Raw genomic sequence first — 25,756 nt, forward strand, 5'->3', positions numbered from 1 at the left:
AGATGACCGAGCGACTGCGGGTGTTCCTGGTCGACGACCATGCCATGTTCCGCGCCGGCGTGCGCGCGGAACTGGGGGACCGCGTCGACGTCGTCGGTGAGGCCAGCAACGTCGCCGACGCCGTCCGCGACATCACCTCGGTGCTCCCCGAGGTCGTACTCCTCGACGTGCACATGCCCGACGGCGGTGGCCGCGCCGTTCTGGAGCGCGTTCGGGCGGCCCACCCCGAGGTGAAGTTCCTGGCGCTGTCGGTGTCCGACGCCGCCGAGGACGTCATCGGCCTCATCCGGGCCGGCGCCCGCGGTTACGTCACGAAGACCATCTCGTCGGACGACCTCGTCGACGCCATCCGCCGCGTCGCCGACGGGGACGCGGTGTTCTCGCCGCGGCTGGCCGGTTTCGTGCTGGACGCCTTCGCCTCGAAGACGGTCGGGACGGGCACCGACCCCGAGCTGGATCAGCTGACGAACCGCGAGCGCGAGGTTTTGCGGTTGCTCGCCCGTGGGTATGCGTACAAGGAGATCGCCAAGGAGCTCTACATCTCCATTAAGACCGTGGAGACCCATGTGTCCAATGTGCTCCGTAAGTTGCAGATGTCGAATAGGTACGAGTTGTCCCGATGGGCGGCAGATCGTCATATTGTTTAGCCCCAAGGGATGTGCCAATCTGAGATCCACTTTGCACCCAAGTTGAGAAGGGGCTGTGAAGTGTGCAACCGTGTCCCGTCGCGTGTCGTGTGAAGACACGTAAACACCACCCCACTCAACGTTCCCGGGGAGGGACACTCTTCATGAAAACCCGCTTGATCAAGACGGCTCTGGTCGCAGCCGTCGCGGGGATCACCCTCATTGGCACTGCCACGGCAGTCAATGCTGATCCGTCGACTCTCGACACCAAGGACGCCAAGGGCAGGGTCACGGCGCCCAAGGCCTACCCGAACGTCAAGGTGCAGAGCGCTTCGGACCAGAAGCACAGTGCCCACGTGCTGAGGCTCACTTCGAACGGCGAGAAGCAGTTCGTATACTGCATCGACCTCCACACCGAGCTCAACTTCGGCCACGAATACGGCGAGGGTGACTGGGACAACTCGGGTGTAGCCAACCTCGGCAAGATTAAATGGGTTCTGCACAACGGCTTCAACAACGTTGACACCGTTGACGCGCTCCTCGCCACCGCGGGCGTGACGCTCCCGGCCGGTCTCAGCAAGAACGAGAAGGTCGCCGTTGCCTACGCCGGTACCCAGGCGAGCGTGTGGAACTTCAGCGACGGTTTCGCGCTGCACGGCACTGACACGACCGACTGGGACAGCGGCGACGCTGCCGAGGACGCCGCCGTGGACCTGGCCGTCTCGAAGCTGTACACCCACCTCACCAGCAAGGCCGTCGACATGCCCGACCCGGGCGAGCCGAACGTGGCCTTCGATGGTCCCACGACTGGCAAGGTCGGCGAGAAAATCGGCCCGTACACGGTCGACACCAACCTCGGCAACATCACGCTGACCGTCGAGGGCGGCAAGGCCGTCGACAAGGACGGCAAGGAGATCACCGAGGTCAAGGGCGGTGACGAGTTCTACCTCATCACCGACAAGCCCGGTGAGATCACCGTGAAGGGCGTCGGCGAGGTCAACGTGCCTCTCGGTCGCATCTTCCTGTCGACCCAGGGCAAGTCCCAGAAGCTGATCCTGGCCGGCGCCATGAACAAGCCCGGCGAGGCGCAGCTCAAGGTCACCGCCGAGCTGGTTCCGACCAACTCGCCGACCCCGTCGCCCAGCGACACCCCGACGTCCAGCCCGACCGTTCCGCCGACCACGACCACCACCCCCGGTGGCGGTCTCCCGGTGACCGGTAGCAGCCTGACGATCATCGGTGTCACCGGTGCCGCGCTCCTGGCGGGTGGCGCTGCGCTGGTCCTGTTCATGCGCCGTCGCCGCGCCGCGGCTTCGACGTGGGGCAGCGACGAGGACGGCCTGGCGTAACCGACGCCCGAGGTCAGACTCGAAGCAAAACCGTGAGTTGAAGGCGGGGCATGGTCCTTTGAGGACTGTGCCCCGCCTTTTCGTGTGCCGACAGGATTACCATTCGGCGCGGAGTTCCGATTCGCATCGGCGGTCCGCGACCGATCGCGGACGATCCGTCTCGGCCGGTCGGCGAATTCGCCGCCGAGAAGTGGTTCAGTCCTTTCGTCGAGCTGCCCCGCGCCGAACCGCTGCATCAGATATGTCCCGCCGTGACATGCGTCGAGCCGGCCGGCGGGCCGAGGTATTCCTCCCCGTCGTCGGCCACTGGCTCATCCGCTTTCGTGGCGTTTCCGCAACCGAACTCGCCCGCAACCTCACGGTCCTGCTCCACCCCCGTCCAATACCCGACACCCCACGCGTCACAACTTCCCCCGAGTCGGATCGTTGACCGTCCCGAGCGGGGCAAGCTGGCACAGTGACCCCGTCCTCGACGCAACGTGAGGGGGAACCGTGCTCGACAACGGACCGGCCACCGCTACACCCGCCGAAGCGCTCGCCCGCCGCCTGGGCCTCGCCCACGCCGGTGAGCGCCTACCGACCGCCCGCGTGCGCGTCCACGGCCACGAGGCCCGCCTCGTGTGCCGCCTCGACGCCCACGAGCACGGCCGCCGCTTCCGCACGGCGGGCCGCCGCCTCGCGCTGGCCGACTGGGGCCCGCTGAACCTGCTCATGGCCCTGCCCTACGAGGAGCCGGTCCCGCTCGCGACCCTCTCCACCCGCGAGCGCGGCATGCTCCCGCGCCTGCCGTACTGGACCCACGAACTGCACGCCGGCCACATCCGCCGGATCGTCCGCCCTCCGCTGCGCCCGGTCCTCGCCGTCGTCGCCGCGACCCGCTGGTCGCGCGGGCTCGACGCGGCGGCGACCTACGCGTCGTTCTGCGCCCCCGTGGTGGAGATCAACGTCGACCTGGACGACCCTTTCGCGCCCATGGAGGCGGCCGACCGCGGGGTGGGCCTGGTCGTCGACGGGGCGGAGCTGGTGGCCCCGGCGCCCTCGGCGGTGCGGCAGAGCGCGACGAGCTGGTGGCTGGCCGAGCACGCGTACTGGCGGCTCGAAGGCTGATCCGCCTGTCGTCGTCGCAAAACGTCCGAAACGCAATAAAATCCGCGAGTGAACTCTCAAGGCAGTACGGCGTTCGTCCTGGGTGGCGGCGGCCTGCGCGGCGGCTACGAAGTCGGCATGATCCAGGCGCTCCTGGAGGCCGGCATCGTGCCCGACCTCGTCGTGGGCACCTCGATCGGCTCGGTCCACGGCGCTCTGCTGGCAGCCCGCCCCGACGTGGCCTGCGTGAAGACGATGACGAACCTGTGGATCGACATCATGACCCGCAAGATCTTCCGCCAGCCGCTCATCGGCCGCCTGTTCACCCTCGCGGCCACCGGCTCGCACATGAACTCCAACGTGGCCGTCGGCGACCTGCTCGCCGAGCACCTCGGCCGCATCCGCTTCGAGGACCTCAAGGTGCACTTCGAGTGCGTCGCGGCGACCATCGAACGCGCCTCGGCTCACTGGTTCCACAGTGGACCGCTCATCCCGGCGGTGCTGGCCTCCTGCGCGGTCCCCGGCATGTGGCCGCCGGTCCGCATCGACGGTGAGCACTACCTCGACGGCGGCCTGGTCGAGAGCATCCCGATCCACCGCGCCTTCGAGCTCGGCGCCACGACCGTCTACGTCCTGCACGCCGGCCGCGTCAACAAGGGCCTGCGCCCGCCACGGCGGCCGTGGGAGATCGCCAGCGTCTCCTTCGAGATCGCCCGACGCCACCGCTTCTCCAGCGGGATGGCCAACATCCCCGACGGCGTCACCGTGCACCTGATGCCCACCGGCGACACCGCCCCCGACGAGGACTTCGACCTCTTCGACACCACCGCCGACCAGATCGAGGAGGTCCGCACCCGCATCCGCAACTCCCACGAGGCCTCCCTCGCCTACCTGCAGGGCCTCGGCTGAAGGCGGCGCCGATGGGCGTGCCTGCCCGCAGGGTCTGGCGGGATCCGCTGGCGCTCGCGCTGGCGGCGACCGGCTGCCTCGTGCTGCTCCCGGTCGCGGCGGCCTGCTCGCTGGCCTTCCCGTTCGTCCCCGGCCGCTGCCGCGCGTTCCTGCGGCTGCCGGTCGCGGCCTTCGCGTGGCTGGCGACCTACGAGTGCGGCGGCCTGGTCGGCGCCTTCGCGCTGTGGGCGCGGCGGGCCGCTCCGCCGGCCTTCCATCGACTGCACCGGCGGCTGTTCACGTCGTGGTTCGCCCTGGTGTTCCGCCTGTCCCGGGAGCGCCCGCACGTCACCGGCGAGGGCCGGCCGGCCGGCGAGCGCCCGGTCCTCGTCTTGAGTCAGCACGTCGGCGCCTTCAACGGCCCCTTCGTCGCCGGGCTGCTGTCCGACGCGCTCGACCTGGCCGTCGTCCCGATCGTGAAGTCCGCGCTGGCGTACGACCCGGCCCTCGATGTGCTGCTGCGCCGCATCGGCACGCCCTTCATCGCCCCCGACCGGGCCGGGCGCGTCCGTGCCCTGCACGACATCACCCGCCTGTGCGCGCGGGCGCCCGCCGTCCTGCTCTTCCCCGAGGGGACCAGCTTCACCGAGGGCCGCCGGTGCCGGGGCGTCGCCGCGCTGCGCCACGCGGGCCGCGAGGAGTTCGCCGGGCTCGCCGAGGAGCTGCGGCACAGCCTCGTCCCGCAGCTCGGCGGCGTCCAGGTGGCCTTGCGCGAGGCCGCGCCCGACGTGGTCTTCCTCGCCCACAGCGGCATCGCGCCGGTCCTGTCGACAGAGGCTCGCGCGGGAGGCGACGGCGCGGTCCGCGCGCGCTACTGGGTGGTGCCCGCCGACGAGGTCCCGCGCGGCCGGGACGCCCAGGCGCGGTGGCTGTTCGAATGGTGGTCGCGGATGGACGACTGGTCTGCCGGAGCCGGACGCGACCGTCGCGAGGAGCTGGCGGGAGACCGGGGCAAAGGGTGAGGGGCCCCCGCCGAAGCGGGGGCCCCTTGGGAAGGGACGGCAGGTCCGTCACGGGGGGCTTCACACCCTTTCGGGTGGATCCTCACCCCGTACCCTGACTAACTGCCGTCGGCCGGAAAAGTTACGACCTCTCCGCCCAAATTGTGACAACTCGTTCAGGCGAGCTTCTTGGCCAGGTTGTCGGCGAGGGCCGCCATGAACTCGTCGGTGGACAGCCACGCGGCGTCGCCGCCGACCAGCAGCGCGAGGTCCTTGGTCATCTGGCCGCCTTCGACGGTCTCGACGCAGACCTGCTCCAGGGTGTTGGCGAAGGCCGTGACCTCGGGGGTGTTGTCCAGCTTGCCGCGGTGCGCGAGGCCCCGCGTCCAGGCGTAGATCGAGGCCAGCGGGTTCGTCGAGGTCTTCTCTCCGCGCTGGTAGGCGCGGTAGTGGCGGGTGACGGTGCCGTGGGCGGCCTCGGCCTCGACGGTCTTGCCGTCGGGGGTCATCAGCACCGAGGTCATCAGGCCCAGGGAGCCGAAGCCCTGCGCGACGGTGTCGGACTGGACGTCGCCGTCGTAGTTCTTGCAGGCCCAGACGTAGCCGCCCTCCCACTTCATGGCCGCGGCGACCATGTCGTCGATGAGGCGGTGCTCGTAGGTGAGCCCGGCGGCCTTGAACTGGTCTGCGTACTCGGCGTCGAAGATCTCCTGGAAGACATCCTTGAACATGCCGTCGTAGGCCTTGAGGATGGTGTTCTTCGTCGACATGTACACCGGGAAGTTGCGCTGCAGGCCGTAGGCGAAGGAAGCGCGCGCGAAGTCCTCGATCGACTTGCGGTAGTTGTACATCGCCATGGCCACGCCGCCGCCCTCGGGGTACTCGGCGACCTGGAACTCGATCGGCTCGGAGCCGTCGGCGGGCTTGAACGTCACGGTGAGCGTGCCGGGACGGTCCACCTTGAAGTCGGTGGCCTTGTACTGGTCGCCGTGCGCGTGACGGCCGATGACGATCGGCTTGGTCCAGCCGGGGACCAGGCGCGGGACGTTGCCCATGATGATGGGCTCGCGGAAGACGACGCCGCCGAGGATGTTGCGGATCGTCCCGTTCGGGGAGCGCCACATCTTCTTGAGGCCGAACTCCTCGACGCGGTCCTCGTCGGGGGTGATGGTGGCGCACTTGACGCCGACGCCGTGGCGCTTGATGGCCTCCGCGGCGTCGATCGTCACCTGGTCGTCGGTGGCGTCACGGTGCTCGATGCCCAGGTCGTAGTAGTCCAGCTCCACATCCAGGTAGGGCAGGATGAGTTCGTCTTTGATCTTCTTCCAGATGATCCGGGTCATCTCGTCGCCGTCGATCTCGACGACGGGGTTGGCTACCTTGATTTTCGCCATGCGACCTGGTGCTCCTCTCGGATCTGCCGTGTAACAGTACGAGCGTACGGCACGCGACGGGGGTGGCTGCAATGACGGTGGGCACCGACCCGACGTGACTCCGGCCTCACTTTATGTTGTCGAAGTAGGCCGTCCGGCCCTCTCCCTTGGCGTTGATCGCCTGGACGGTCATGCAGGTGATCGACGAGTGGTAGACGTCGACCCGGAAGGTCCCCGCCCCCACCCGCGCCAGCTCCGCCCCACCGCACTTGCGCAGCACATACCCCGTGATGGCCAGCCCGCCGTTGTTCGACGGCCGCTCCCACTTCGCGGTGTACTTGCCCGGCGAGGCCCACCACGCGCCGAAGGCCTCGGGACGGCTGGGCGTCGAGGTCGACTCCGCGGGCGGCTTCGTCGTCGACTTCGGCTCGGGTGCCGGATCACCGGAGTCGCCGCCGGAATCCCCACCCGAGTCGTTCCCGGAGTCGTCGTCGGCCGCCTCCCCGGCCTGACCGGGCTTCGGCGACGAGGACTTCGACGGCTTCGCCGACGGCGATGTCGACGAAACCTCCGGCGGAGGCGACGCGGAGGTCTCCGACGGAAGCAGCGGCGCCTCCACCACCGGCGGCGGCGGATAGTCGGCCGCCGCGGCCTGCCCCGGCGTCGTCGCCCGCGTCATCGAGATGACGATCGCCGACACGAGGACCACCGCCACGAGACCGATCACGGCCAAGACCGCCCCCGGACTGCGCGTCCGCGAGGCCACCCGGCCCGCCATGAGCCGCACCCGCTGCGGCATGTCCGGCCGGTCGCGATTCCAGCGTCCGTCCACGAAGAGCTCCGATCTCACCGGTCGTGACCGGGCGTCAGGGGTTGTTGGGCACCCAGGTCGTCGACTTCTCGCCCTCGCCGGCGGCGTTGACCGCCTGGACGGTGACACAGTCGAGGAACGGGTAGTTGAACTCGATGGCGTAGGTGGCGTCGTTGAGGTCCAGCAGCACCGTGCCATCGCACTTCTTCAGGATGTAACCGCTGATCCGCAGGCCCCCGTCGGATACGGGCCACTCCCAGTTCGCCGCGTACTTGCCCGCACCGGTCCGCCACGCGTCGAAACTCGTCGGGCCGGTCGAGACCGTCCCCTTCGGCTTCTTCTCCGTCGGCGCCGGCTCCGCCTCGTCCTCCTCGCCGCCCTGCCCGTCGTCGGCCGGCGGCGCCTCGGTCTTCTTCTCCTTCGACTTGCTCGGCGAAGGACCCGGGCTGCTCGGCGCGGCCGTCGAAGGGGCCTGTGAGGGCAGCACGGCCGTCTCCGACGACTCACCCGCCGCGCCGGACGCCGGCTGCTGCTCACCGCCCCCGGAACTGACGGCCGAGACCGTGATCGCGACCGTCAGGATCAACGCCACCGCGCCGCCGGTCAGGCCCACCACCCGCGTGCTCCGGCCCCGCTCGCCGACCAGGCCCGCCAGGCGGTTGAGCCGCTGCGGCATGTCCGGCCGCCTGCCGTTCCAGCTTCCATCCATGTCCCGATCTCCGATCTCTCGCGTCGACGACGGCCGGCTGCCGCCGCGGTCGTCAGCTGAAGGCGAACCGCTGCGAAGAGGAGCCCGAGGAGCAGGACGCCCCGCCGACCTGGGCGCCCTCGGTGCCGCGATACCAGGGAAAGTCCATGCACGTGCCGTTGGCGGCCGACTTGATCAGGTACCGGCCGCTCCCGGCGGGCACGAGCTTGAAGGTCTGCAGGGAACCGCCGTTGCAGTCCTGCGCGGCGTACAGCTCACCGGGGGAGTCGGCGCCGATGCACGCGGACCAGTCCTCGGCGGCGAAGTAGAGGGTGAAGCGCACCAGGTCCTCGCCGGCCTTCACCACCGTCAGCGACGGCTTGGCCTGCGAGCACGAGTCCTGGACGAGGACGGTGCGGCCCTCGTTGCCGATCTCCGGCCCGATTCCCAGACACAGGCCGGTGTGGGCCGGCTTGATGTCATAGGTCCCGCCGGCGGGGAACTTCGGGCTCGACACGGTCGTGTCGCCCGGTTTCCCGTCGTCTCCCGACCCGCTCCCGCCGGTCGACTTCGTCGGCTTCGGTGAGGGCTTCTCGGCCGGCTTCTTCGACGGAGACTTCGACGGCGAAGGACTTTCCGCGCTCGGTGACGGCGATACCGTCTCCGGCACCGGGAACGGCACGTCCAGTGCCGCCCCGCCGCCCGCAGGCACGGCTGAATCCTCGCCTGAGGCAAGTAACGTCGAGCTCGCCACCGCCACGATCAGCACCGCGACCACGACCCCGACGCCCACGCCGACCGTCCGGCCGCTTGCGGTCCGTTGACGTGTACCGCGAAGGGCCGCGCGGATCCGTTCGGGCATCTGCGGTTCGCCGCCGCGCCACCGTCCGTCCACTGTGTGCTCCCGAGTCGTCGTGCGGCGGTGTCACGGACCGCCGCAGAGGTGGGGGATCGCGCCCGCCCGCGGTGCGGGCGGGTCAGAGCTTCTCGAAGCGGAACTGCTGGGAGGCCGCCGAAGGGCTGCACTCGGCCGCCGCGAAGAGGGTCTTGGCCGCGGCCAGTCCCTCCCAGGCGTCCATGCACAGACCGCTCGGCGACTTGATCCGGTAGACGTCGTCGGCGACCGGTTCCAGGACGAAGTCGTGGAGGAGCTTCTCCTCGCAGGGCTTGGGGCCGTAGAGGAAGCCGGGCTCGTCGCCGTCGAGGGTCAGGCAGGCGATCCAGTCGTCCTCGGGGTAGTGCAGCTTGACCCGGTAGACGCCCTTCTCTGGCAGTTGCTCAAGAGTCATCTTCGGTTTGGTGCCGGTGCACGCCATCTGCATCAGCGCGTGGCGGTCCTGGCCGGCCTGCTCGTCGACGCCCCAGCAGTAGCCGGAGTGCAGGACCTGGACCCGGTAGGAGCCCTCGGCGGGGAAGGTCGTGGGCGGCGGCTCCTGCTCGGCCGACGAGCCGTCCGGGGCCGGCCCGCTCGCCGCGCCGGAAGAGTCCTGGGGGCCGGGCCGCGCGCCCTCGTCGCCGGAACCGGAGTTGGCCACCGCGATGACTATGGTGACGATGAGGACGAGCACCACGACCGCCGCGGCGATCGCCACCGTGCGAGCGCTCCCCGCGCCGGAGCGCGTCTTCGTCAGCATGCGGTTGACGTGGGCCGGGGCGTCCTCGCCGCCCGGCTTCCACTGTCCTGTCATCTGGCCACCACCACGAGGTCTCGTCGCTATCCGGAAATGAACTGGAAGTGCTGGGAGGGCACGGCGAGCCTGAGCCGGAACCGTCCCTTGTCGACCTTCTCCGGCAGCAGGTTCGCCTTCCCGGCGCAGGCCCCCTGCACCAGCCGTGTGGTCCCCATCAGGCCGCGATGATCTCGAAGAGCTGGGAGCCCTGGCCTTTGGCGCACTTGGTCGTCTCCAGGGCGGCGCCGCGCTCGGCGCTGCGTTCCTTGACGCCCATGCACAGGTCGCCGACAGGTACGCGGATCTGGTAGAGGCCGCCCGCCTGCGGCTTGAGCTGGAAGACGAGTCGCTCGTCGGTGTCGCAGTCGTAGCCGGAGAAGTTCGCGCCGGCCTCGGTGCCGGGCGTCTCGACGCCGAGGCACATCTCCCAGCCGTCGGCGAACTTCCAGGTCATGGTGAAGCGGCCGTCCTCGATCTCGACCAGTTCGAGGTCGGGCCAGGCCGCCTCGCAGGGCTGCTGCACGAGGATGGAGCGCTGCTCGTGGCCGCGCTCGGGGCCGGTGCCGAGGCACATGCCGCTGTGCTCCACCTGGATCTGGTAGACGCCGTCGACCGGATAGGTGGGCTCCTTCACGGCCTTGTCGTCGGTGGACGGCGCCGACGAGGCGGGAGCCGACGGCGGAGGCCCGGCGTCGGTGCTCTCCGCCGAGAACATGTCGGTGGCGTAGGCGACGACCCCGGCGGCGAGCACCGCGGTCAGCGCCGCGGCGATCACGATGGTGAGCCGTCGTGCGCCGTTTCCCTTGCGTACGTGGGCTTTTGGTTCACTTCGCCGGGTCGCGTCGCCGCGCCTGGTGTCCCAGTCGCCGCTCATCGCCGGGCCCCCGGCCGAGGGAGCCGGAACCGTCGCGCTGTCATGTGCTTTCCACCACCGCTGGCTGCTGTCTCTGCTGTTCTTCTTGGGTTATCTGCTGTTGCCGTTTGAAGGCACCGGTCACCGCGACGGCGGCCACGATGACCGCCACGAGGATGATCCCGGCGAGGGCGGCGGGCCACAGGGCCTGCCGCTGCCGCCAACTCCGCGAGGATCCGTACAGCACGGCCGCGCGCAGTTGCCTGCGCCGCAGGGCCGCGGCCTGGAGGATGTAGCGCTCCGAGTTGCCGGTGCGCCGCATGGTGAGCGACACGTCCCCGTGTTCGAGCCGCCCGTCCTGAGGGACGGGCGGCTCGGGTGGCGAGGAGGTCGGCAGGGTCATGCCGAGAAGGTGCGTACCAGGTTGGCGCCGAGGGTGCTGATCTCGTTTCCGGCGTCGTCGGTCGCGGCCTTCATGCGGTTGAGGGCGTCCTGCATCATGGTGAACTCGGTGCCGTACTTGTCCATCAGCGCCTTGTGGTCCACCTGGCCGGCGCCGTCCCACGCCCCGATCACGGTCGCGACGTTCGTCTTGATCTGCTCGACGATGCCGGTGAACTTGCCGTGGTGGGTCGCCTGGTCGGTCGCCAGCGAGGCGATCTTGGTCGCGTCGCCACCGATCTCGAACATTCCGGGCATGATCGCAACCTCTCTCAGGCGTTGATGTTGACGGGGATGGACTTGCCGACGGCGGCGAGGCCGGTCTCGATGTTGGTGTCGGTCTGCACGGTGAAGTTGTTCCCCTCACCGAGCGCGACTGCCTTGAGACCGAGCTTGCGGCGCAGTTCGGAGTACCCGAGGATGAACTGGTTCACCGCGCCGGTGAACTGGACCTGCGCGTTGCCCCACAGGGAGTCCTTGACCTTCTCCATGTCCGCGAGGAAGGTCTGCACCTGCGTGTGGATGTTCTCGGTCTCGATGCTCTGGGCGTTGCTCGATTCGCTGAAGGCTGTCGCCTTGGTCAGACCGAGCATCTGGTCGCCTGGCATGGCGTCCTCCTGGGTCGAGATGTCTAGGGCCGTGGTCGGTCCATCGTAGGGGCTGACAAGGACACATGGGAGTGTCCAATGTGAACAAGTTTTGTCCTCCGGACGCGCATCGGGACGAAGTCGATCATCGTGATGGGCGCGCTCCCACGGATTCGGATTCCGTTAACCGTGAGGAAACCCGCCGGACGCTGCGCGACCTTCCTGCCGTGGGGTCATGAGCGATAAAGCCCGGTGTCCTTCCGGGACTGTCCACTCTGGATGGAGGGGTCATGACGATCGTCGGAGTGAATCCGAATCAGGCCGCGGTTGCCGGGGGGCAGGCGTCCGGCGTGGCCGAGGGCTTCAAGGGATTGGCCGAGGGCTTCCGGGGCGCCGTCGGCGGGGCCGAGGCGGCGGCGGGCAAGGATCCCGGGGTCGCCGGCTGGCAGTCCGACTTCGGCAGCAAGTGGGTCGACGCGCTCACCGAGGTCGAGAAGCACGGTGTCGCCGTCGGGAACAACGAGAAGTCGGGCGCCGGCCAGGGGAGCACCACCGACACCGGCATCGGCCGGGACTTCGGGGGCATCGATGTGCCCTGGCGTCCCCTCATCATCAACCGCTGAGAGCGAGGGAGCCGACATGGTTGTTCCGGCACTGAACCTGAAGGACACCGACGCCGAGCCCGGCAGGCTGTCCACCGCCGCCCTCGACTTCGAGGACCTCGGCGGCCGCATCACCGGGACCGGCGGGAGTCTGCACACCCAGATCCGTTCGGGCGCCAAGGAGTTCTCCGATCTCATCGCCGAGCCGATCCGCGACCTCGCCGAGAAGAACCGGAACTCCTGGCAGAGCGCCGTGCAGGGCGCGACCTGGGGGGCCGCGGTCACCTCGGCCTGGAGCGGCAACGTCACCGAGTTCCGCGAGCGCCGCAAGGAACTGCTCACCCGCTGGTCGGCCGGGCAGGTCGGCGACTTCGGCGTGACCATGGACCAGGCGCAGCCCGGCATGGCCGAGGTCAAGGCCGCCGAGCGCTTCCACAAGGAAGTCGACGCGGCGGCCGAGGCCGAGCACACCGCCATCATGGGCGAGTTCCGCAAGATCTGGCAGAAGCTGGAGACCGACGCCGGGGAGCGCACCGCCGAGCTGAAGTCGGGGCCGAACAAGACGACGCTGGCCACGCTCATGGACACCGGTGCCCTCGGATGGGCCGGCTTCAACCTCTGGGGCGCGCAGTCGCCGACGCCGCTCGACGGCGGGGACGGCACGGCGCTGGCGAAGAAGTTCCTCCGGTACCTCAAAGACGGCGAGCTTCCGCCCGGGAGCACGTGGGCGGACTTCAACGCGCTGATGGCGCACGCGGCCTTCCTGCAGAAGAACGGCGGGAAGCTGACCGCGGGGGAGCGGGAGTTCCTCTCGGAGTTCTACGAGTACCTCAACCGTGAGGGGCGCGAGGACCGCACGTCGCAGCTCTTCCGGCACGAGTTCTGGAACGGCGAGGAGGGCGGTGAGCTGCGCGCCCTGATGGGCAACGGCCTGCTCGCGCTGTCCGACGAGAAGATCGGCGGGGGCATCGAGTACCTGCCCGGCGAGGTGCGCCAGACCCTGGAGAACGGCGAGTTCGAGCACGATCCGCTGCACAAGGACGGTCCGTGGCTCGGGCTGGTCCCGCTGGCGGGCCTGGTCGCCGCGGCCGGTGGCGTGCATGCGAAGGTGAGACTCAAGGGCGGCAAGGACTTCTCGGCCCTGATGACGCTGCGCCTGACCGAGTCGGTCGACGGTCTCGGCAGGGGTGAGGATCTCGAACTGGCGCGGCAGGCGCTGTCGGTGGTGTTCCGCAACGACGAGGCGAAGGGCGCCCTCCTCACCGGTGAGTACGACGATGCCGCGCGTTTCGGTGAGCACACGCCCGAAGCGGTGATGCGCAACCTGTTCGGTGCGGACTGGGGCGACGACGGCAAGACCGCGGCGGGGCTGATCGACTGGATCCCCGACGGGATGGACAGCAAGGACGACAAGTTCCGCGACCTGGCCACGCGCTCGGCCTTCTCGGTCTACACGACCATCACCAATCCCGAGCCGACGATCTGGAAGACCTCGGCGCTGGAGTGGGCCACCGACGGCTTCGGCAAGGTCGGCTCGGATCCGGCGGCGCCGATGGCCTCGCGGAACCCGGCGGTCGCGGGCGCTCTCGGCGACATGATCGGGCACGACCTCGACGAGGTGTTCGCCGCTTCTGCCGAAGGGGCGAAGAACGGCCTGAAGGGCGGCGAGATCACGCTCGACTGGGACACCCGGGAGCGGCTGTTCCAGATCGCGATGGCCGACAAGAGCACCGCCGACACCCTCGGCAAGACCATCTACGCCCAGGTCATCAACGAGGCGGGCGGCGTCGAGAAGTGGTCGCCGGGTGAGGCGGGCGGCTATGGCGAGAAGAACGGGACCCTGACCCGGCTGCTGGACGAGGGGCTGGCGCGGCTCAAGGCCGACACCGGCGAGGGTCTCAACGAGGCGGCCGACGCCGCGAAGGGCGCCAAGGACGATCAGCGCATCGTCCGCTGGGGCAACATGGGAGCGGCGGTGCTCAAGGAGGCCGTGCTGGCGGTTCCGGGCGTGGACAGGGGTTCCGACGCGCTGAAGCTCGGTACGAAGATCCTCTTCGAGCTGGCCAAGACCGCGCCGGGCGCGGCGAACACCGAGGGCTGGTGGATGCAGCACGAGTCGGGCACCGGGATCTCCGGTGAGGCCTCGGCTCCGGGCTTCTCCAGCTTCAACGGCCAGGTCACCAGGGCGGCCGTCGACGGTGGCGGCGTCACCGTGGCCGGACTGGGCAAGAGCCTCGACGCGCTCGACGACAAGGTGCGCGGGGGCTTGGAGATCGGTGGCCTGGTCGGCGACGACGGCAAGCTGCGCGAGTGGAAGGACATCGCGCCCGACCAGCGCCGGGCGGCCACGGCGGTGTTCACCGACGTGCTCACCGAGGCCGAGCGCGAGGCGCTGAACAAGTACGTCTTCAACATCACCGGCGAACGTCTCTGGAAGTGACCGGTGGGATCACGAGGGCCCGGCCGCTTCGGCGGCCGGGCCCTCGTCTCGCGTGCGGGTCAGTTCGACATGCTCGCGACCATGTCGTAGAGGCCGATGACCTTGCCGGTGATCGCGACGAGCGCGCTGACCAGCACGATCTCGGCGACGCCGACGATGCGGCGGGCACGCGCGCTGCCCACTGTGGACCGGGGGACGGTCGTCGTGCCGGCGTAGCCGAGGGCGACGAGGACGGCCACGGCCGGCAGCCAGGGGTCCATCGCCGAGACGTCGTTGATCCAGATCCAGACGGCGTACCCGACCGCGGCGGTGCCGGCGATGCGCAGTGGCGCGACGTGCCGGATCTGGTCGAAGACGCGCGATCGCGTGAGCACGGCGACGGCCGCGCCGAACCCGAGCCAGCCCTCGAAGACACCGCCGTCGCGGGTCAGCACGACCGAGGTGAGCGCCACCGAGAAGGACAGCGCGACCAGTCCGCCGCAGAGCATCGCGTCGATGCGTTCGAGCCGCAGCCGCAGGTCCTCGGTGGTCGCCGAACGGCCCGACTGGATGCGGCGGTCCATGCCGAACAGGCCGCCGGTGGTCATCGAGACCCTCGGCATGATGCCGAGGGTGAACAGCGCGGCGAGGAGCAGGCACGCGGCGGTCGGCGTGACAGGCGCGCCCATCGCCAGGGCCGCCGCGCCGACCGAGCCCAGCAGCGTCACGCCGCCGAGAGCGGTGACGAAGGGCAGCGCCAGGGGAGTGCCGATGAGGCACAGGACGGTCACCAGGAGGGCGGCCGAGGCGCCGTAGGTGTGCCGGGTCGGTTCGGCCGCGACGCCGTCGCCGACGAGCCCTCCCGTCGCCAGATGCGCCACCCGCCACGCCCACAGCGCTCCGCCGATGATGGCCAGGCGGGCGAGGGCGTGGTTCTCGGCGGCCGACCACCAGGTGACCACGACCGACAGCAGGCAGATCAGCACGCCGGTGAGCATCACCGCGGTGAAACTGCCGCCGAGGAACGCCGCCCCGCCGACCACGAGCGCGGCCAGCGCGGTCGCGTAGACCCTTCCGGTACCGGCCTTCCAGGGCCGCCCGTTGCCGTCGACGTGGTCCTCGATGGCGTCGCGGATGTCCTCGACGGGCGTGGGGATGATCTGGTCGGTGGCGTCGTGGAGGTGCAGGACCTCTCCGTCGCCGACCTCGGCCTCGGCGAGGGTGCGCCCGGCGCCGATCCGGTAGCCCTCCATGGTGGTCAGCGTCCACCCGGCCGGGTCGGCGTCGACGCCTTCGGCGCGCAGCAGACCGGGGCGCAGAAGTTGCGGCAGCAGCTCGGCCAGCGGGACGTTGGTGGGCAAGGCGATGTCCCTTGTGGACTGTGGCCCCACCACGGTCACCGCACTGTACTGACCTGGCAAGGAAATCTCCCTGTTGTTCAAGATTCGGCCATTGCAGCTTGCCAGGATCGCGTCGGCTGCACAACGATACGCTTGGCCCCCGTTAACCGGGGATGTCCATTGAGGAGCATCTGCATGGGAGGAAACCGGTGAGCACGACGCTGGTGCGCAGACCCGCCAGGCAGCCGGTTCCGGAGGTCTCCACCACTCCGATCAAACTGGCCGCGCCGCCGCAGCTCCCCGAACCGGGCAGCGCCGCGATGAACATGGCCATGGTCATCATGCCGATGATGTCGGGCTCGGGCGCGCTGATGATGGCGCTCACCAACGCCAACCGGCCCCTCTACGCCGCCGCCGGCCTGCTGATGCTGGTCGCCAGCGTCGCCCTCGGCATCGTCATGTGGATCTCGATGCGCAGCGGGCCCAAGCGGAAACTGCGCGAGCAGCGCGAGCGCTACCTCGACTACCTGGAGGACATGCGCGTCACCGTCCGCAAAGCCGCGCGCGGGCAGCGCAAGGCGCAGGCACTGCGCCACCCGCACCCCGAACTGCTCGCCGACATCGTCAGCGGCCCGTCCCGCCGCTGGGAACGGCGCAGCGGCGACGATGAGCTGCTCACCGTCCGCTGTGGACTCGCGCGCGTCCCGCTCGCCCGCACGCTCACCCTCAACGTCGATCCCAACCCCCTCAACACATACGACCCGGTCTGCCAGAGCAGCGCCGAAGAGCTCGTCGAGCACTACGCGACCATCGGCGGGCAGCCGCTGACCGTCCCGCTCGGCCGCTACGGCAACGTCTCGGTCGTCGGCGACTACGAGACCGGCCGGACCGTGGCCCGCTCGATGCTCACCCAGCTGACCGCCCTGGTCTCACCCGACGACGTGCGCGTCGCCATCGTGCGCCACCGCACCCTCGTCGACCGCTGGCACTGGACCCTTTTCCTGCCGCACGTCCTCGCCGAAGGCTCCGGCAGCGGCCCGCTTCCGCGTCCCCTCCTGTGCGACAGCACCGGCGAACTCGCCGAACTGCTCGCCGAGGACGTCCACCGGCGTGCCCAGGACTGGCGCCGCCGCCGGGGCGGCCCGCCCGGACCGGGCACGCAGCACCTCCTGATCGTCGTCGACGGCGAGCAGCAGGTCTCCATGGCCGGGCTGTGGGACGAGGACGTCTCCCCGGCCGACATGGGCATCCACATCGTGAGCATCGTCGCCGAGCAGCGCCAGGAGCCTGAGCGCGTCGAGGCCCGCCTTGAGGTCGGCGCCGACGGCGAGATCACCGCCCACCTGGACCTGCGTGTCCCGGTGGAGACCCCGGCGGGGGAGGAGCCGGTGGAGCGCGTGCCGCTCGTCGGCGCCATGGACGGCGTCGGCATCGCCGAGGCGGCCGGGATGGCGCGGGCGCTGAGCCCTTACCGGCTGGCCGAGACCGAGAGCGGCGAGGCCTTGCACAGCGTCCACGGCCTCGCCGAGATCCTCGGGCTGACCGACCCGGGAACCGTTGACGTGGAGTACATGTGGCGGTCACGGCGAGACGAGGACGCGCTGCGCGTGCCGATCGGCGTCGGCCCGGACGGCGAGATCGTCGACCTGGACCTCAAGGAGTCGGCGCTGGGCGGGATGGGCCCGCACGGGCTCATCGTCGGTGCGACCGGTTCGGGCAAGTCGGAGGCGCTGCGGACGCTGGTCGCCGCCCTCGCGGTGCGGCACAACCCCGAGCAGCTGGCGCTGCTGACCGTCGACTTCAAGGGCGGCGCGACCTTCGCCGACCTCGATCCCCTGCCGCACAACGCCGGTAGCATCACCAACCTCGCCGACGACCTCGCGCTCGTCGACCGCTTCCGGGAGGCCCTGTACGGCGAGATGCTGCGTCGGCAGCAGCTTCTCAAGGACGTCGGGAACCTGCCGAACGTGCACGCCTACACACGGGTGCGCAAGAACCGTCCCGAGCTCGATCCCCTGCCGCACCTGCTGGTCATCATCGACGAGTTCTCCGAGCTGCTCACCGCCAAGCCCGACTTCGCCGAGCTTTTCGTCGCCGTCGGCCGTATCGGCCGGTCGATCGGCGTGCACCTGCTGCTGGCCACGCAGCGGCTCGAAGGCGGCGCGATCCGCGGCCTGGAGTCGCATCTGTCCTACCGGATCGGCCTGCGCACCTTCTCCGAGGGCGAGAGCCGCGACGCGATCGGCGTTCCCGACGCCTACCGTCTGCCGCCCGAGCCCGGGTCGGGCTACCTCAAGGTCGACACCTCGGTGTTCACCCGCTTCAAGGCCGCGATGGTCTCCGGCGCCTACCAGCCCCCGCGCGAGGACAGCGAGGAGCAGCTGCCGATCCTGCCGTGGCCGCCGCCGGCCGTGCCGCTGATGGGCGTTTCCCAGGCCCTCGCGGCGATCGCGCCCGACGGTGCCGCCGCTCACGGCGGACACGCCGCCCCCGAGGAGCGCACGGTCCTCCAGGTCCTCGTCGAACGGCTCGCCTCGGCGGGAGCCGAGCCGGTCCGCCCGGTGTGGCTGCCGCCGCTGCCGGCGATGATGACACTGGACACTGTGGAGGGTGCGCTCGATCCGGTGACCGACCCCGCGAAGGTCACCGCGATCCTCGGCCTGCACGACGCTCCCCGCGAGCAGACGCAGAAACCCCTCGAATGGGACCTGACCGGCTCCGACGCCAACCTCGCCGTCTACGGCGCGCCCGTCTCGGGCAAGTCGACGCTGATCCGCACCCTCGTGGCCGGACTCGCGCTGCGTTACGAGCCGGGCCAGATCGCCTGCTACATCGTCGACTACGGCGGCGGTGCCCTCGCCCCGCTCGCCTCACTGCCGCACGTCGCCGCCGTCGCCGGGCGTTCCGAGCCGGAGCTGATGCGCCGCGTCATCGCCGACGTCAGGGCGCAGCTGGACATCCGCGAGGCGGCGATGCAGAAGTACGGTCTCGACTCGCCCGCCCGCCTGCGCAAGGCAAGGGCCGCCGGCGAGATCCCGCCCGAGATCGCCGGTGACGTCGTGTTCGTCGTCGACGGCTGGGGAGCGCTGCGCGAGGTCGACTTCGAGCTGGAGGATCCGCTGATGGAGATCGTCGGGCGCGGTCCCGCGCTCGGTGTGCACACCGTGCTGACCGCGGTCAACTCCACCCAGATCCGCACCCGGCTGTCGTCGTCGATCGGCGGCCGCGTCGAACTGCGGCTGTCGGACCCCTTCGATTCCGGGATCGACCGCAAGGCCGCCGAAGCGCTCCCGAAGGAGACGCCGGGCCGTCTACTGTGGGCCGACGAGCAGTACGGGCACGTCGCCCTGCCGCGCATCGACGGCGTCGCGGAGACCGAGGACCTGCCCGCCGCCATCGCCCAGCTCGCCAGGGAAGTGAGCGGCCGCTGGCCCCAGCCGCCCGTCCCGCAGGTGCGCGTTCTCCCGTCGCACATCGACATCGGCGAACTCGTTCCCGCCTGGGACACCGGATCCGCCGACGACCCCTACGCCATGCTGCCCGTCGTCGGACTGTCCGAAAGGGACCTCGGCCCCGCGCGCGTCGACTTCGACACCGACCCGCACCTGGTCGTGTACGGCGATCCGCAGACCGGCAAGTCGACGCTCCTGCGCACCATCATCGGGCAGGTGCTGCGCCGGCCCGTCGGCGACGTCGGCGTCATGATGGTCGACTTCCGGCGCAGTCACCTCGAAGAAGTCCCGCCCGACTACGAGCTGACGTACTGCACCTCGGCGGCCCACGCCGCGCAGAACGCGAAGGAGCTGGCCGAAGGGCTGCGCGCCAGACTCCCCGGCCCCGACGTGACACCGAGGCAGCTGCGCGACCGTTCGTGGTGGAAGGGGTACGAGGTGTTCCTGTTCGTGGACGACTACGACCTCGTGGCCTCGGCGAACGGAAACCCGCTCGCCCCGCTGATCGAGTTCATCCCGCAGGGGCGCGATCTGGGGTTCCACGTGATCGTCGCCCGAAGGACCGGCGGCGCGTCGAGGGCGCTGTACGAGCCCTTCCTGCAGACGCTGTCCGACATGTCGCCGCCGACGATGATGTTCTCCGGCGACCGCATGGAGGGGCGTCTGGCCAACGGCGTCGCGCCGCAGCGGCTGCCCGTGGGCCGTGCGCTGATGACGCGCCGCGGCGAGCCGCCGGAGCCGGTGCAGGTGGCGACGGCGGGGTAGGGGAGCGGACTGAGGCGGGGTGTGCGGCGGTCGGGTACGGCCGCGCTCCGTTGCGCCACGAGCGTGCCCCAGCACGATGGAAGAGCCTGCCTGCATCCCTCGGAAAACCCCGCCCGACCAGCACCGACATCGACGTGCTTCGACTTACGCGGATTTAACATCCTGTCTGCAATGATCCGTATATGCGAGATAAGATTTGGTTTCAGATCATGTGCCCTATTTGGAACCCGCGTGGCTGGAGGGTATGGATCCGCGGCCCGCCCGTGCTCTCCGCGGGCACCCCTCACCCCCGTTCCTCGTCCGTCCGCACCCCATCGCCATCTGCGACACCCGAGCTCGTCGCAGTCCCGCCCCCGATCCCCGCCGCCCCGGCCGCACCCGCCACCGCGAACCTCACCAAGAAGTCCCGCAGCGCCTCCTGCCCCTCCGCCCCGTCGGTGTCCCCGTCGGTCATCAGGTGCGCAAGGTTCGGCATCACCGCCGGCCACCCCGCCATGCCCACCAGCGTCAGGAACAACCGCCGCGCGTTCCCGAGGTCGGCGATCCCCAACTGCGCCGCCATGTCCTCGATGCGCTCGCGGTAGAACGCGCGCCGCTCGGCGTCGGCGATCAGGTCGCGGCTGCCCATCTCCAGCGACTCCCACATGAAGATGCGCATCAGGCTCGGGTCGCGCCGGTGGAACTCGAACACGCGCCGAACGAAGTCCCCGACGTCCTCCCCGTCGGTGATCTCCAGCGGCGTCGCGAGGCGGATCTGCTGTAGCGCCAGCTCGATCACGGTGTCGTAGAGCAACTCCTTGCTGCCGAAGTAGGCGTAGATCCGCTCCTTGTTCACCCCGGCCTCGCGCGCGATGCGGTCCACGCGGGCACCGGCGAGGCCGTACAGGGAGAACTCCCGGCGGGCCGCGCTGAGCAGTCGGCCGCGGGTCACTTCGGGATTGCGTGACATGCATGACAGCTTAGCCGGTTGCCAACCAACTAGTTGGTTGGCTAGCTTCGGCGCATGACCACCGCCACCCGCCCGGCGCCGGCCCCACCCCGGACCCGCCTCCTTCCGACGGTCCTCGTCCTCGCCCCGCCCGCCCTCCTGGCCACCGGTCAGCTCTACCTCGGCATCCCCCTCGTCCCCGCCGTCGGCGCCGACTGGCAGGTCCCCGCGACCACCGCGACCGCCGTCCTCACCGTCTTCGGTTTCGGCTACGCCGCCGGAGTCCTCACCTTCGGCGTGCTCGTCGACCGCCTCGGCCCCCGCCGCGTCATGACCCGCGGCCTCCTCGCGGCCTCCTTCGCGACCCTCGCCGTCGTCCTGGCCGTCGACCCGGCCTCCGGCTACGCCCTGCGCGCCTTGCAGGGCTTCGCCGTCGGCGCCTTCCCGCCCGCCGCCTTCGCCTACGTCGGCGCCGCGGTCCCCGCCCACCGCAGGGGAGTGGTCCTGTCCTGCCTCACCGGCGGCTTCCTCGCCGCGGGCGGCCTCGCCCAGCTCGCCGGACAGGGCGTCGTCGCGCTCGGCTCCTGGCGCCTCGCCTTCGCCGGGGGTGCCGTGCTTCTCGCCGCGTCGGCGCTGGCGGTCCGGCTCGTCCTGCTGCCCGACCCCCGCCGCGCGAGCGGCACCACCGTCGCCCGGCTGCACGTCGGCCGGGAGCTGCGCGGCCTCTACGCCGCGGCCTTCACGCTCCTCATCGCCTTCGTGACCGTCTACACCGGACTCCAGCTGGCCGGCCGGGAATCGCTGCCCCTGCTGCGACTGTGCGCCGTCCCGGCCGTGCTGGTCGCCCCGTTCCTCATTGGACGGCTGCCCGTCCGGCCCGCTCTCCGGGCGGCCGGCGGACTCGGCACGGTCGCCGTGATCGCCGCGGTCATCGCCGTCACCGGCGAGCGGACGTCCCTCGCCGGTCTCGCCTTCCTTCTCTTCGCCCTGACGCTCGGAGTCGCCGTCGCGGCACCGTCTCTGGCCGAGGCCGTGGGGCTGGCGTCCGGCTCGGCCCGGGCCTTCGGCGCCGGGGTCTTCAACGCCGCACTTCTCATCGGCGCCAGCGTCGCCGGACCGATCGCGACCGCCCTCAACGGACTGTCCACATCAGTCTTCCTCGCCGCCGCCGTGACCTTCCTCGGTGCCGGCGCCGCGTTCTGCGTATCCCGTGACAACTTCCGAAAGGACCGCCCGTGAGCAACACCCGTGAGACCGTCGAGAACTTCCTCGCCCGACTCGGAAAATGGGACATCGACGGGGTGCTGAACCTCGTCGCCGACCCCGTCGACATGGCCGTCCACGGCTCGCCGCTGGTGCCCTGGCTCGGCCGGCGACGCAGCCACATCCAGGTCGCCGAGTTCTTCAACCTCATCCACAACCTGTGCACCCCCGAGCGCTTCGAGGTCGAGAAGGTCCTCGTCGACGGCGACGAGGCCGTCGTACTCGGCGAGTTCGCCCACCTGGTCAACGAGACCGGCAAGACCTTCGCCTCGACCTTCGCGCTGCGGCTGACCGTCATCGGCGGCCGGATCACCAGGTACCACATGCACGAGGACTCCTACGCGGTCCACCTCGCCTTCGGCGGGGACGGCGAACCGGGCGTCTGAGCCGAAACGAGCGCGGCGCCCCGGCCGGGTGTCACCGGGGCGCCGCGCTTCCCAACGAGGAAACGCCCCCGCCGACAGGTCGGCGGGGGCGTCGAAAGTGCGTGAACTACATGCTGGCGACGTCGGCCTGCTTGGCGCGGACGGCCTCGGCGGCCTCCTTGAGCCCGGCGAGCTCGGTCTCGGTCAGCGAGGTCTCGACGACCCGGCGGACGCCCTCGGCGCCCAGCTCGGCCTCGACGCCCAGGTACACGCCGTCGATGCCGTACTCACCGTCGACCCACGCGCACACCGGCATGACCGCGCCGGAGTCCTCGGCGACGGCCTTGGCCATGCGGGCCGCGGCGGCCGAGGGGGCGTAGTAGGCCGAACCGGTCTTGAGCAGGCCCACGACCTCGGCGCCGCCGTTGCGGGTGCGCACGACGAGTTCCTCGATCTTCTCGGCGGGCAGGACCTCCGAGAGGGGCTTGCCGTTCACCGAGCAGGCGGAGGGCACGGGCACCATGGTGTCGCCGTGCGAGCCGAGGGTGAGGGTCTTGACGGCGGCGATCGGGACGCCGGCGGCCTCGGCCACGAAGTGGCTGAAGCGGGCGGTGTCGAGCATGCCGGCCTGGCCGAGGACGCGCTGCTTGGGCAGCCGGGAGGCGATCTGCGCCAGCGCGGTCATCTCGTCGAGCGGGTTGGTGACCACGATGATCACGGCGTTGGGGGCGTACTTCGCCACGTTCTCCGACACCGGGCGCACGATCCCGGCGTTCTTCTCCAGGAGGTCCATCCGGCTCATGCCCGGCTTGCGGGGGAAACCGGCGGTGATGATGACGACGTCGGAGCCTTCGATGACCTCGTAGCCCGACCCGTCGGTGCCGACGGTCTTGCCGATCACCTGGGTCTCGTAGCCTTCGATGGGGCGCGACTGGTTCAGGTCCAGCGCCAGACCCTCCGGCTTGCCGTCGACTACGTCGACCAGGACGACGGTCTCGAAGACGTCGTACTCCGCCAGCCGCTGCGCCGTGGTGGAGCCGTAGAAACCGGCGCCGACGACGGTGACCTTCTTGCCCATTCTGGCTGCTCCTTTGAGTCCTTGACAGGTCGTTAAGGCGAACCTACGCGCACGCCGGACATGAGAGCCTGTCGGGTAGGCGTAGGAGGTAGTGCGTCTCACGCGAGCTGTTCGGCCCGCTCCACGACGTTGGTGAGCAGCATCGCGCGCGTCATCGGCCCGACCCCGCCCGGCATGGGCGCGAGGTACCCGGCGACCTCGGCGACCTCGGGCGCGACGTCGCCGAGGATCTTGGCCTTCCCGTCCGCCTTCACCTCGCGGGTCACGCCGACGTCGAGGACCGCCGCGCCCGGACGGACCATGTCGGCGGTGAGCAGACCGGCCTTCCCAGCCGCGACCACGACGATGTCGGCGCGCCGGGTGTGCGCGGCGAGGTCACGGGTGCCGGTGTGGCACAACACGACCGTGGCGTTCTCGCTGCGACGGGTCAGCAGCAGCCCGAGGGGCCGGCCGACGGTGATCCCGCGCCCGACCACGACGACCTCGGCGCCGTCGAGGGGCACGTCGTAGCGGCGCAGCAGCTCCACGATCCCGCGCGGCGTGCACGGCAGCGCGCCCTTCTCACCGAGCACGAGCCGCCCGAGACTGACGGGGTGGAGCCCGTCGGCGTCCTTGTCGGGGTCGATGCGCTCCAGCACCGCCTGCTGGCTGATCCCGGCCGGCAGCGGCAACTGCACGATGTACCCGTGGACGGCGTCGTCGGCGTTGAGCTCGTCGATGACCTCGGCGACCTCGGTGAACGAAGCCGACGCGGGAAGCTGCTTTTGCACCGAGTGGATGCCGACCGCCGCGCAGTCGCGGTGCTTGCTGGCCACGTAGACCTTCGACGCGGGATCGTCGCCGACCAGGACCGTCGCCAGACCCGGCGTCACCCCCTTCGACGCGAGGGCTTTGACCCGGATGCTCAGTTCCTCTTTGATGGCCGCGGCCGTGGCCTTACCGTCAAGCAGCTGCATGGCCGCATCTTCCCACAGCGCCGGTCCGACGCCGAAGAGTGACGAGCCTAGACTGATCGGACATGACCTACTCCGATGATCTCGCGCTCGCCCATCGTCTCGCCGACCTCGCCGACCCGGTCTCCATGCGCTACTACGACGGGGCCGATCTCGGCATCGTCATCAAGCCCGACGGTTCACCGGTGACGCTCGCCGACCGCGAGGTCGAGCAGGTCCTTCGCGTGGAGCTGGCGACGGTGCGGCCCGACGATCTGGTGATCGGCGAGGAGTTCGGCGCCGACGACGGCGAGCCGGACGGCCGGTTCTGGATCATCGACCCGATCGACGGGACCTCCCACTTCATCGGCAAGAACGACGCCTGGAGCACCCTCATCGGCCTTCAGGAGGGCGGGCGGGTGACCGTCGGCATGGCCTCGGCGCCGGCGCTGAGCCGCCGTTGGTGGGCCGCGACGGGCGAGGGCGCCTGGTCGGCGACCGAAGGGGCCGAGCCGGCCCGTCTCACGGTGTCGTCGACGGCGACGCTGGACAAGTCCGTCCTCGCGATGTGGCCGGTCGCCCACCGCGCCTCGGCGAAGCTGCGCCCGGTCGTGACCGCCCTGAGCGAGGCCAGCGCGCTCCTGCGCCCGACCGCCGACGAGGGCGGTTCGCTGCGCGAGGCGACCGGCAACGTGCACGGCGGGCTCATGGTCGCCGAGGGCCTTCTCGACGGCTACGTGCTGCTCGGCGGCGGGCCGTGGGACCACGCCGCCGTCGTCCCGATCGTCGAGGCGGCCGGCGGCCGCTACAGCGACCTGTCCGGCGGCTCGCGCGTCGACGCGGGCGCCGGCGTATACAGCAACGGGCACATCCACGACGAGCTGCTGCGCGTCGTCAACGAGGCGCTGGGCTGATCTAGGACCGCTAGGGCCAGAACACTCCCTAGCCCAGGACCTCGTCCACGAAGCACCAGCGCCACTCCTCGCCCGGCTCCACCGAGCGCATCACCGGGTGGCCGGTCTCCTTGTAGTGGGCGGAGGCGTGCTGCCCCGGTGAGGAGTCGCAGCACGCCACATTCCCGCAGTCCAGGCACATCCGCAGATGCACCCAGTCGTGATGGCCCTCCTCGATGCAGCGGGCGCAGGACAGTTGCGACGGGACCGGCAGGTCGCCGGCGCGGTCGAGATGTGTGCAGTTCATCGGTGCTCCTCGGGTCCGTGAACACGTGGCGGCCGGGCC

27 protein-coding genes are annotated in these 25,756 nt (G+C 70.3%); 12 read left to right on the forward strand and 15 right to left on the reverse strand.

What is annotated here, in order from left to right; translation table 11 throughout:
- The first annotated feature begins 2 nt into the window (after positions 1–2).
- From AB0I28_RS16535 to AB0I28_RS16555, 5 genes are all read left to right on the forward strand, one after another.
- On the forward strand, positions 3–647 hold the full coding sequence (locus AB0I28_RS16535; protein WP_357493981.1) for a response regulator transcription factor: 645 nt from the start codon (positions 3–5) through the stop codon (positions 645–647).
- A 143-nt stretch (positions 648–790) separates the two neighbouring features.
- Positions 791–1,975 carry a thioester domain-containing protein gene (locus tag AB0I28_RS16540; RefSeq protein ID WP_357493982.1) on the forward strand — a complete coding sequence of 395 codons (1,185 nt, stop codon included), beginning with the start codon at positions 791–793 and terminating at the stop codon, positions 1,973–1,975.
- Positions 1,976–2,467: 492 nt separating this feature from the next.
- Positions 2,468–3,082 carry a hypothetical protein gene (locus AB0I28_RS16545; protein WP_357493984.1) on the forward strand — a complete coding sequence of 205 codons (615 nt, stop codon included), beginning with the start codon at positions 2,468–2,470 and terminating at the stop codon, positions 3,080–3,082.
- 48 nt (positions 3,083–3,130) lie between these two features.
- Positions 3,131–3,970, forward strand: coding sequence for a patatin-like phospholipase family protein (locus AB0I28_RS16550; RefSeq protein ID WP_357493986.1), 840 nt, complete (start codon positions 3,131–3,133; stop codon positions 3,968–3,970).
- Between the two features lie 11 nt (positions 3,971–3,981).
- On the forward strand, positions 3,982–4,971 hold the full coding sequence (locus tag AB0I28_RS16555) for a 1-acyl-sn-glycerol-3-phosphate acyltransferase (protein ID WP_357493987.1): 990 nt from the start codon (positions 3,982–3,984) through the stop codon (positions 4,969–4,971).
- Positions 4,972–5,126: 155 nt separating this feature from the next.
- Here the strand turns inward: AB0I28_RS16555 and AB0I28_RS16560 are convergent, their stop codons facing one another.
- The 4 genes from AB0I28_RS16560 to AB0I28_RS16575 all read right to left on the reverse strand — a co-directional run bounded on the left by AB0I28_RS16560 (position 5,127) and on the right by AB0I28_RS16575 (position 8,339).
- Positions 5,127–6,344, reverse strand: coding sequence for an NADP-dependent isocitrate dehydrogenase (locus tag AB0I28_RS16560; protein ID WP_357493989.1), 1,218 nt, complete (start codon positions 6,342–6,344; stop codon positions 5,127–5,129).
- A 106-nt stretch (positions 6,345–6,450) separates the two neighbouring features.
- Positions 6,451–7,155 (reverse strand): hypothetical protein, encoded by a 705-nt coding sequence (locus AB0I28_RS16565; RefSeq protein ID WP_357493991.1) that lies wholly within the window; start codon positions 7,153–7,155, stop codon positions 6,451–6,453.
- 34 nt (positions 7,156–7,189) lie between these two features.
- Positions 7,190–7,843 carry a hypothetical protein gene (locus tag AB0I28_RS16570; protein WP_357493992.1) on the reverse strand — a complete coding sequence of 218 codons (654 nt, stop codon included), beginning with the start codon at positions 7,841–7,843 and terminating at the stop codon, positions 7,190–7,192.
- Between the two features lie 52 nt (positions 7,844–7,895).
- Positions 7,896–8,339 (reverse strand): RICIN domain-containing protein, encoded by a 444-nt coding sequence (locus AB0I28_RS16575; RefSeq protein WP_357493994.1) that lies wholly within the window; start codon positions 8,337–8,339, stop codon positions 7,896–7,898.
- Positions 8,340–8,343: 4 nt separating this feature from the next.
- Here AB0I28_RS16575 and AB0I28_RS16580 point away from each other — a divergent pair, with 4 nt between their 5' ends.
- Positions 8,344–8,646 (forward strand): hypothetical protein, encoded by a 303-nt coding sequence (locus AB0I28_RS16580; RefSeq protein ID WP_357493996.1) that lies wholly within the window; start codon positions 8,344–8,346, stop codon positions 8,644–8,646.
- 153 nt (positions 8,647–8,799) lie between these two features.
- Here the strand turns inward: AB0I28_RS16580 and AB0I28_RS16585 are convergent, their stop codons facing one another.
- The 6 genes from AB0I28_RS16585 to AB0I28_RS16610 are packed head-to-tail and all read right to left on the reverse strand — an operon-like array spanning position 8,800 to position 11,394.
- Complete coding sequence (locus tag AB0I28_RS16585; RefSeq protein WP_357493997.1) at positions 8,800–9,510, reverse strand: hypothetical protein; 711 nt, start codon at positions 9,508–9,510, stop codon at positions 8,800–8,802.
- A 26-nt stretch (positions 9,511–9,536) separates the two neighbouring features.
- Positions 9,537–9,668: a hypothetical protein gene (locus AB0I28_RS16590; protein WP_357493999.1), complete on the reverse strand. Its 132-nt coding sequence runs from the start codon at positions 9,666–9,668 to the stop codon at positions 9,537–9,539.
- Positions 9,668–10,366, reverse strand: coding sequence for a hypothetical protein (locus AB0I28_RS16595; RefSeq protein WP_357494001.1), 699 nt, complete (start codon positions 10,364–10,366; stop codon positions 9,668–9,670). The genes AB0I28_RS16590 and AB0I28_RS16595 overlap by 1 nt, the downstream gene beginning before the upstream one ends.
- A gap of 40 nt (positions 10,367–10,406) precedes the next feature.
- Positions 10,407–10,748, reverse strand: coding sequence for a hypothetical protein (locus tag AB0I28_RS16600; protein ID WP_357494003.1), 342 nt, complete (start codon positions 10,746–10,748; stop codon positions 10,407–10,409).
- A complete protein-coding gene (locus AB0I28_RS16605; protein WP_357494005.1) occupies positions 10,745–11,044 on the reverse strand; it encodes a WXG100 family type VII secretion target in 300 nt (99 codons plus the stop codon). The genes AB0I28_RS16600 and AB0I28_RS16605 overlap by 4 nt, the downstream gene beginning before the upstream one ends.
- A gap of 14 nt (positions 11,045–11,058) precedes the next feature.
- Positions 11,059–11,394: a hypothetical protein gene (locus tag AB0I28_RS16610; RefSeq protein ID WP_357494007.1), complete on the reverse strand. Its 336-nt coding sequence runs from the start codon at positions 11,392–11,394 to the stop codon at positions 11,059–11,061.
- 269 nt (positions 11,395–11,663) lie between these two features.
- On the opposite strand from AB0I28_RS16610, the gene AB0I28_RS16615 reads away from it, so the two are divergent.
- Both AB0I28_RS16615 and AB0I28_RS16620 read left to right on the forward strand, forming a co-directional pair.
- The gene (locus tag AB0I28_RS16615; protein ID WP_357494009.1) at positions 11,664–11,996 is read left to right on the forward strand and encodes a hypothetical protein; all 333 of its coding nucleotides are present in this window, start codon (positions 11,664–11,666) and stop codon (positions 11,994–11,996) included.
- A gap of 16 nt (positions 11,997–12,012) precedes the next feature.
- Positions 12,013–14,415, forward strand: a complete 2,403-nt coding sequence (locus tag AB0I28_RS16620; protein ID WP_357494010.1) for a hypothetical protein — start codon at positions 12,013–12,015, stop codon at positions 14,413–14,415.
- A 59-nt stretch (positions 14,416–14,474) separates the two neighbouring features.
- Here the strand turns inward: AB0I28_RS16620 and eccD are convergent, their stop codons facing one another.
- Positions 14,475–15,815: a type VII secretion integral membrane protein EccD gene (eccD, locus tag AB0I28_RS16625; RefSeq protein ID WP_357494012.1), complete on the reverse strand. Its 1,341-nt coding sequence runs from the start codon at positions 15,813–15,815 to the stop codon at positions 14,475–14,477.
- A 128-nt stretch (positions 15,816–15,943) separates the two neighbouring features.
- Here eccD and eccCa point away from each other — a divergent pair, with 128 nt between their 5' ends.
- Complete coding sequence (gene eccCa, locus AB0I28_RS16630; protein ID WP_357494014.1) at positions 15,944–19,951, forward strand: type VII secretion protein EccCa; 4,008 nt, start codon at positions 15,944–15,946, stop codon at positions 19,949–19,951.
- Between the two features lie 283 nt (positions 19,952–20,234).
- Here the strand turns inward: eccCa and AB0I28_RS16635 are convergent, their stop codons facing one another.
- Positions 20,235–20,900 carry a TetR/AcrR family transcriptional regulator gene (locus AB0I28_RS16635; protein ID WP_357494016.1) on the reverse strand — a complete coding sequence of 222 codons (666 nt, stop codon included), beginning with the start codon at positions 20,898–20,900 and terminating at the stop codon, positions 20,235–20,237.
- Positions 20,901–20,954: 54 nt separating this feature from the next.
- Here AB0I28_RS16635 and AB0I28_RS16640 point away from each other — a divergent pair, with 54 nt between their 5' ends.
- Both AB0I28_RS16640 and AB0I28_RS16645 read left to right on the forward strand, forming a co-directional pair.
- Positions 20,955–22,118 (forward strand): MFS transporter, encoded by a 1,164-nt coding sequence (locus AB0I28_RS16640; RefSeq protein ID WP_357494018.1) that lies wholly within the window; start codon positions 20,955–20,957, stop codon positions 22,116–22,118.
- Positions 22,115–22,528, forward strand: a complete 414-nt coding sequence (locus AB0I28_RS16645; RefSeq protein ID WP_357494020.1) for a nuclear transport factor 2 family protein — start codon at positions 22,115–22,117, stop codon at positions 22,526–22,528. The genes AB0I28_RS16640 and AB0I28_RS16645 overlap by 4 nt, the downstream gene beginning before the upstream one ends.
- A 106-nt stretch (positions 22,529–22,634) precedes the next feature.
- Here AB0I28_RS16645 and AB0I28_RS16650 read toward each other — a convergent pair whose 3' ends face one another.
- Both AB0I28_RS16650 and AB0I28_RS16655 read right to left on the reverse strand, forming a co-directional pair.
- The gene (locus AB0I28_RS16650) at positions 22,635–23,585 is read right to left on the reverse strand and encodes a malate dehydrogenase (protein ID WP_357494022.1); all 951 of its coding nucleotides are present in this window, start codon (positions 23,583–23,585) and stop codon (positions 22,635–22,637) included.
- Positions 23,586–23,683: 98 nt separating this feature from the next.
- Positions 23,684–24,541: a bifunctional methylenetetrahydrofolate dehydrogenase/methenyltetrahydrofolate cyclohydrolase gene (locus AB0I28_RS16655; protein ID WP_357494024.1), complete on the reverse strand. Its 858-nt coding sequence runs from the start codon at positions 24,539–24,541 to the stop codon at positions 23,684–23,686.
- A 62-nt stretch (positions 24,542–24,603) separates the two neighbouring features.
- Between AB0I28_RS16655 and AB0I28_RS16660 the strand changes: the two genes are divergently transcribed.
- On the forward strand, positions 24,604–25,431 hold the full coding sequence (locus tag AB0I28_RS16660) for an inositol monophosphatase family protein (protein ID WP_357494026.1): 828 nt from the start codon (positions 24,604–24,606) through the stop codon (positions 25,429–25,431).
- 28 nt (positions 25,432–25,459) lie between these two features.
- On the opposite strand, the gene AB0I28_RS16665 is transcribed toward AB0I28_RS16660, so the two are convergent.
- Positions 25,460–25,717 carry a UBP-type zinc finger domain-containing protein gene (locus AB0I28_RS16665; protein ID WP_357494028.1) on the reverse strand — a complete coding sequence of 86 codons (258 nt, stop codon included), beginning with the start codon at positions 25,715–25,717 and terminating at the stop codon, positions 25,460–25,462.
- Positions 25,718–25,756: the final 39 nt, after the last annotated feature.

Source organism: Phytomonospora sp. NPDC050363 (genome assembly GCF_040655735.1).
Classification (GTDB): Bacteria; Actinomycetota; Actinomycetes; order Mycobacteriales; family Micromonosporaceae; genus Phytomonospora.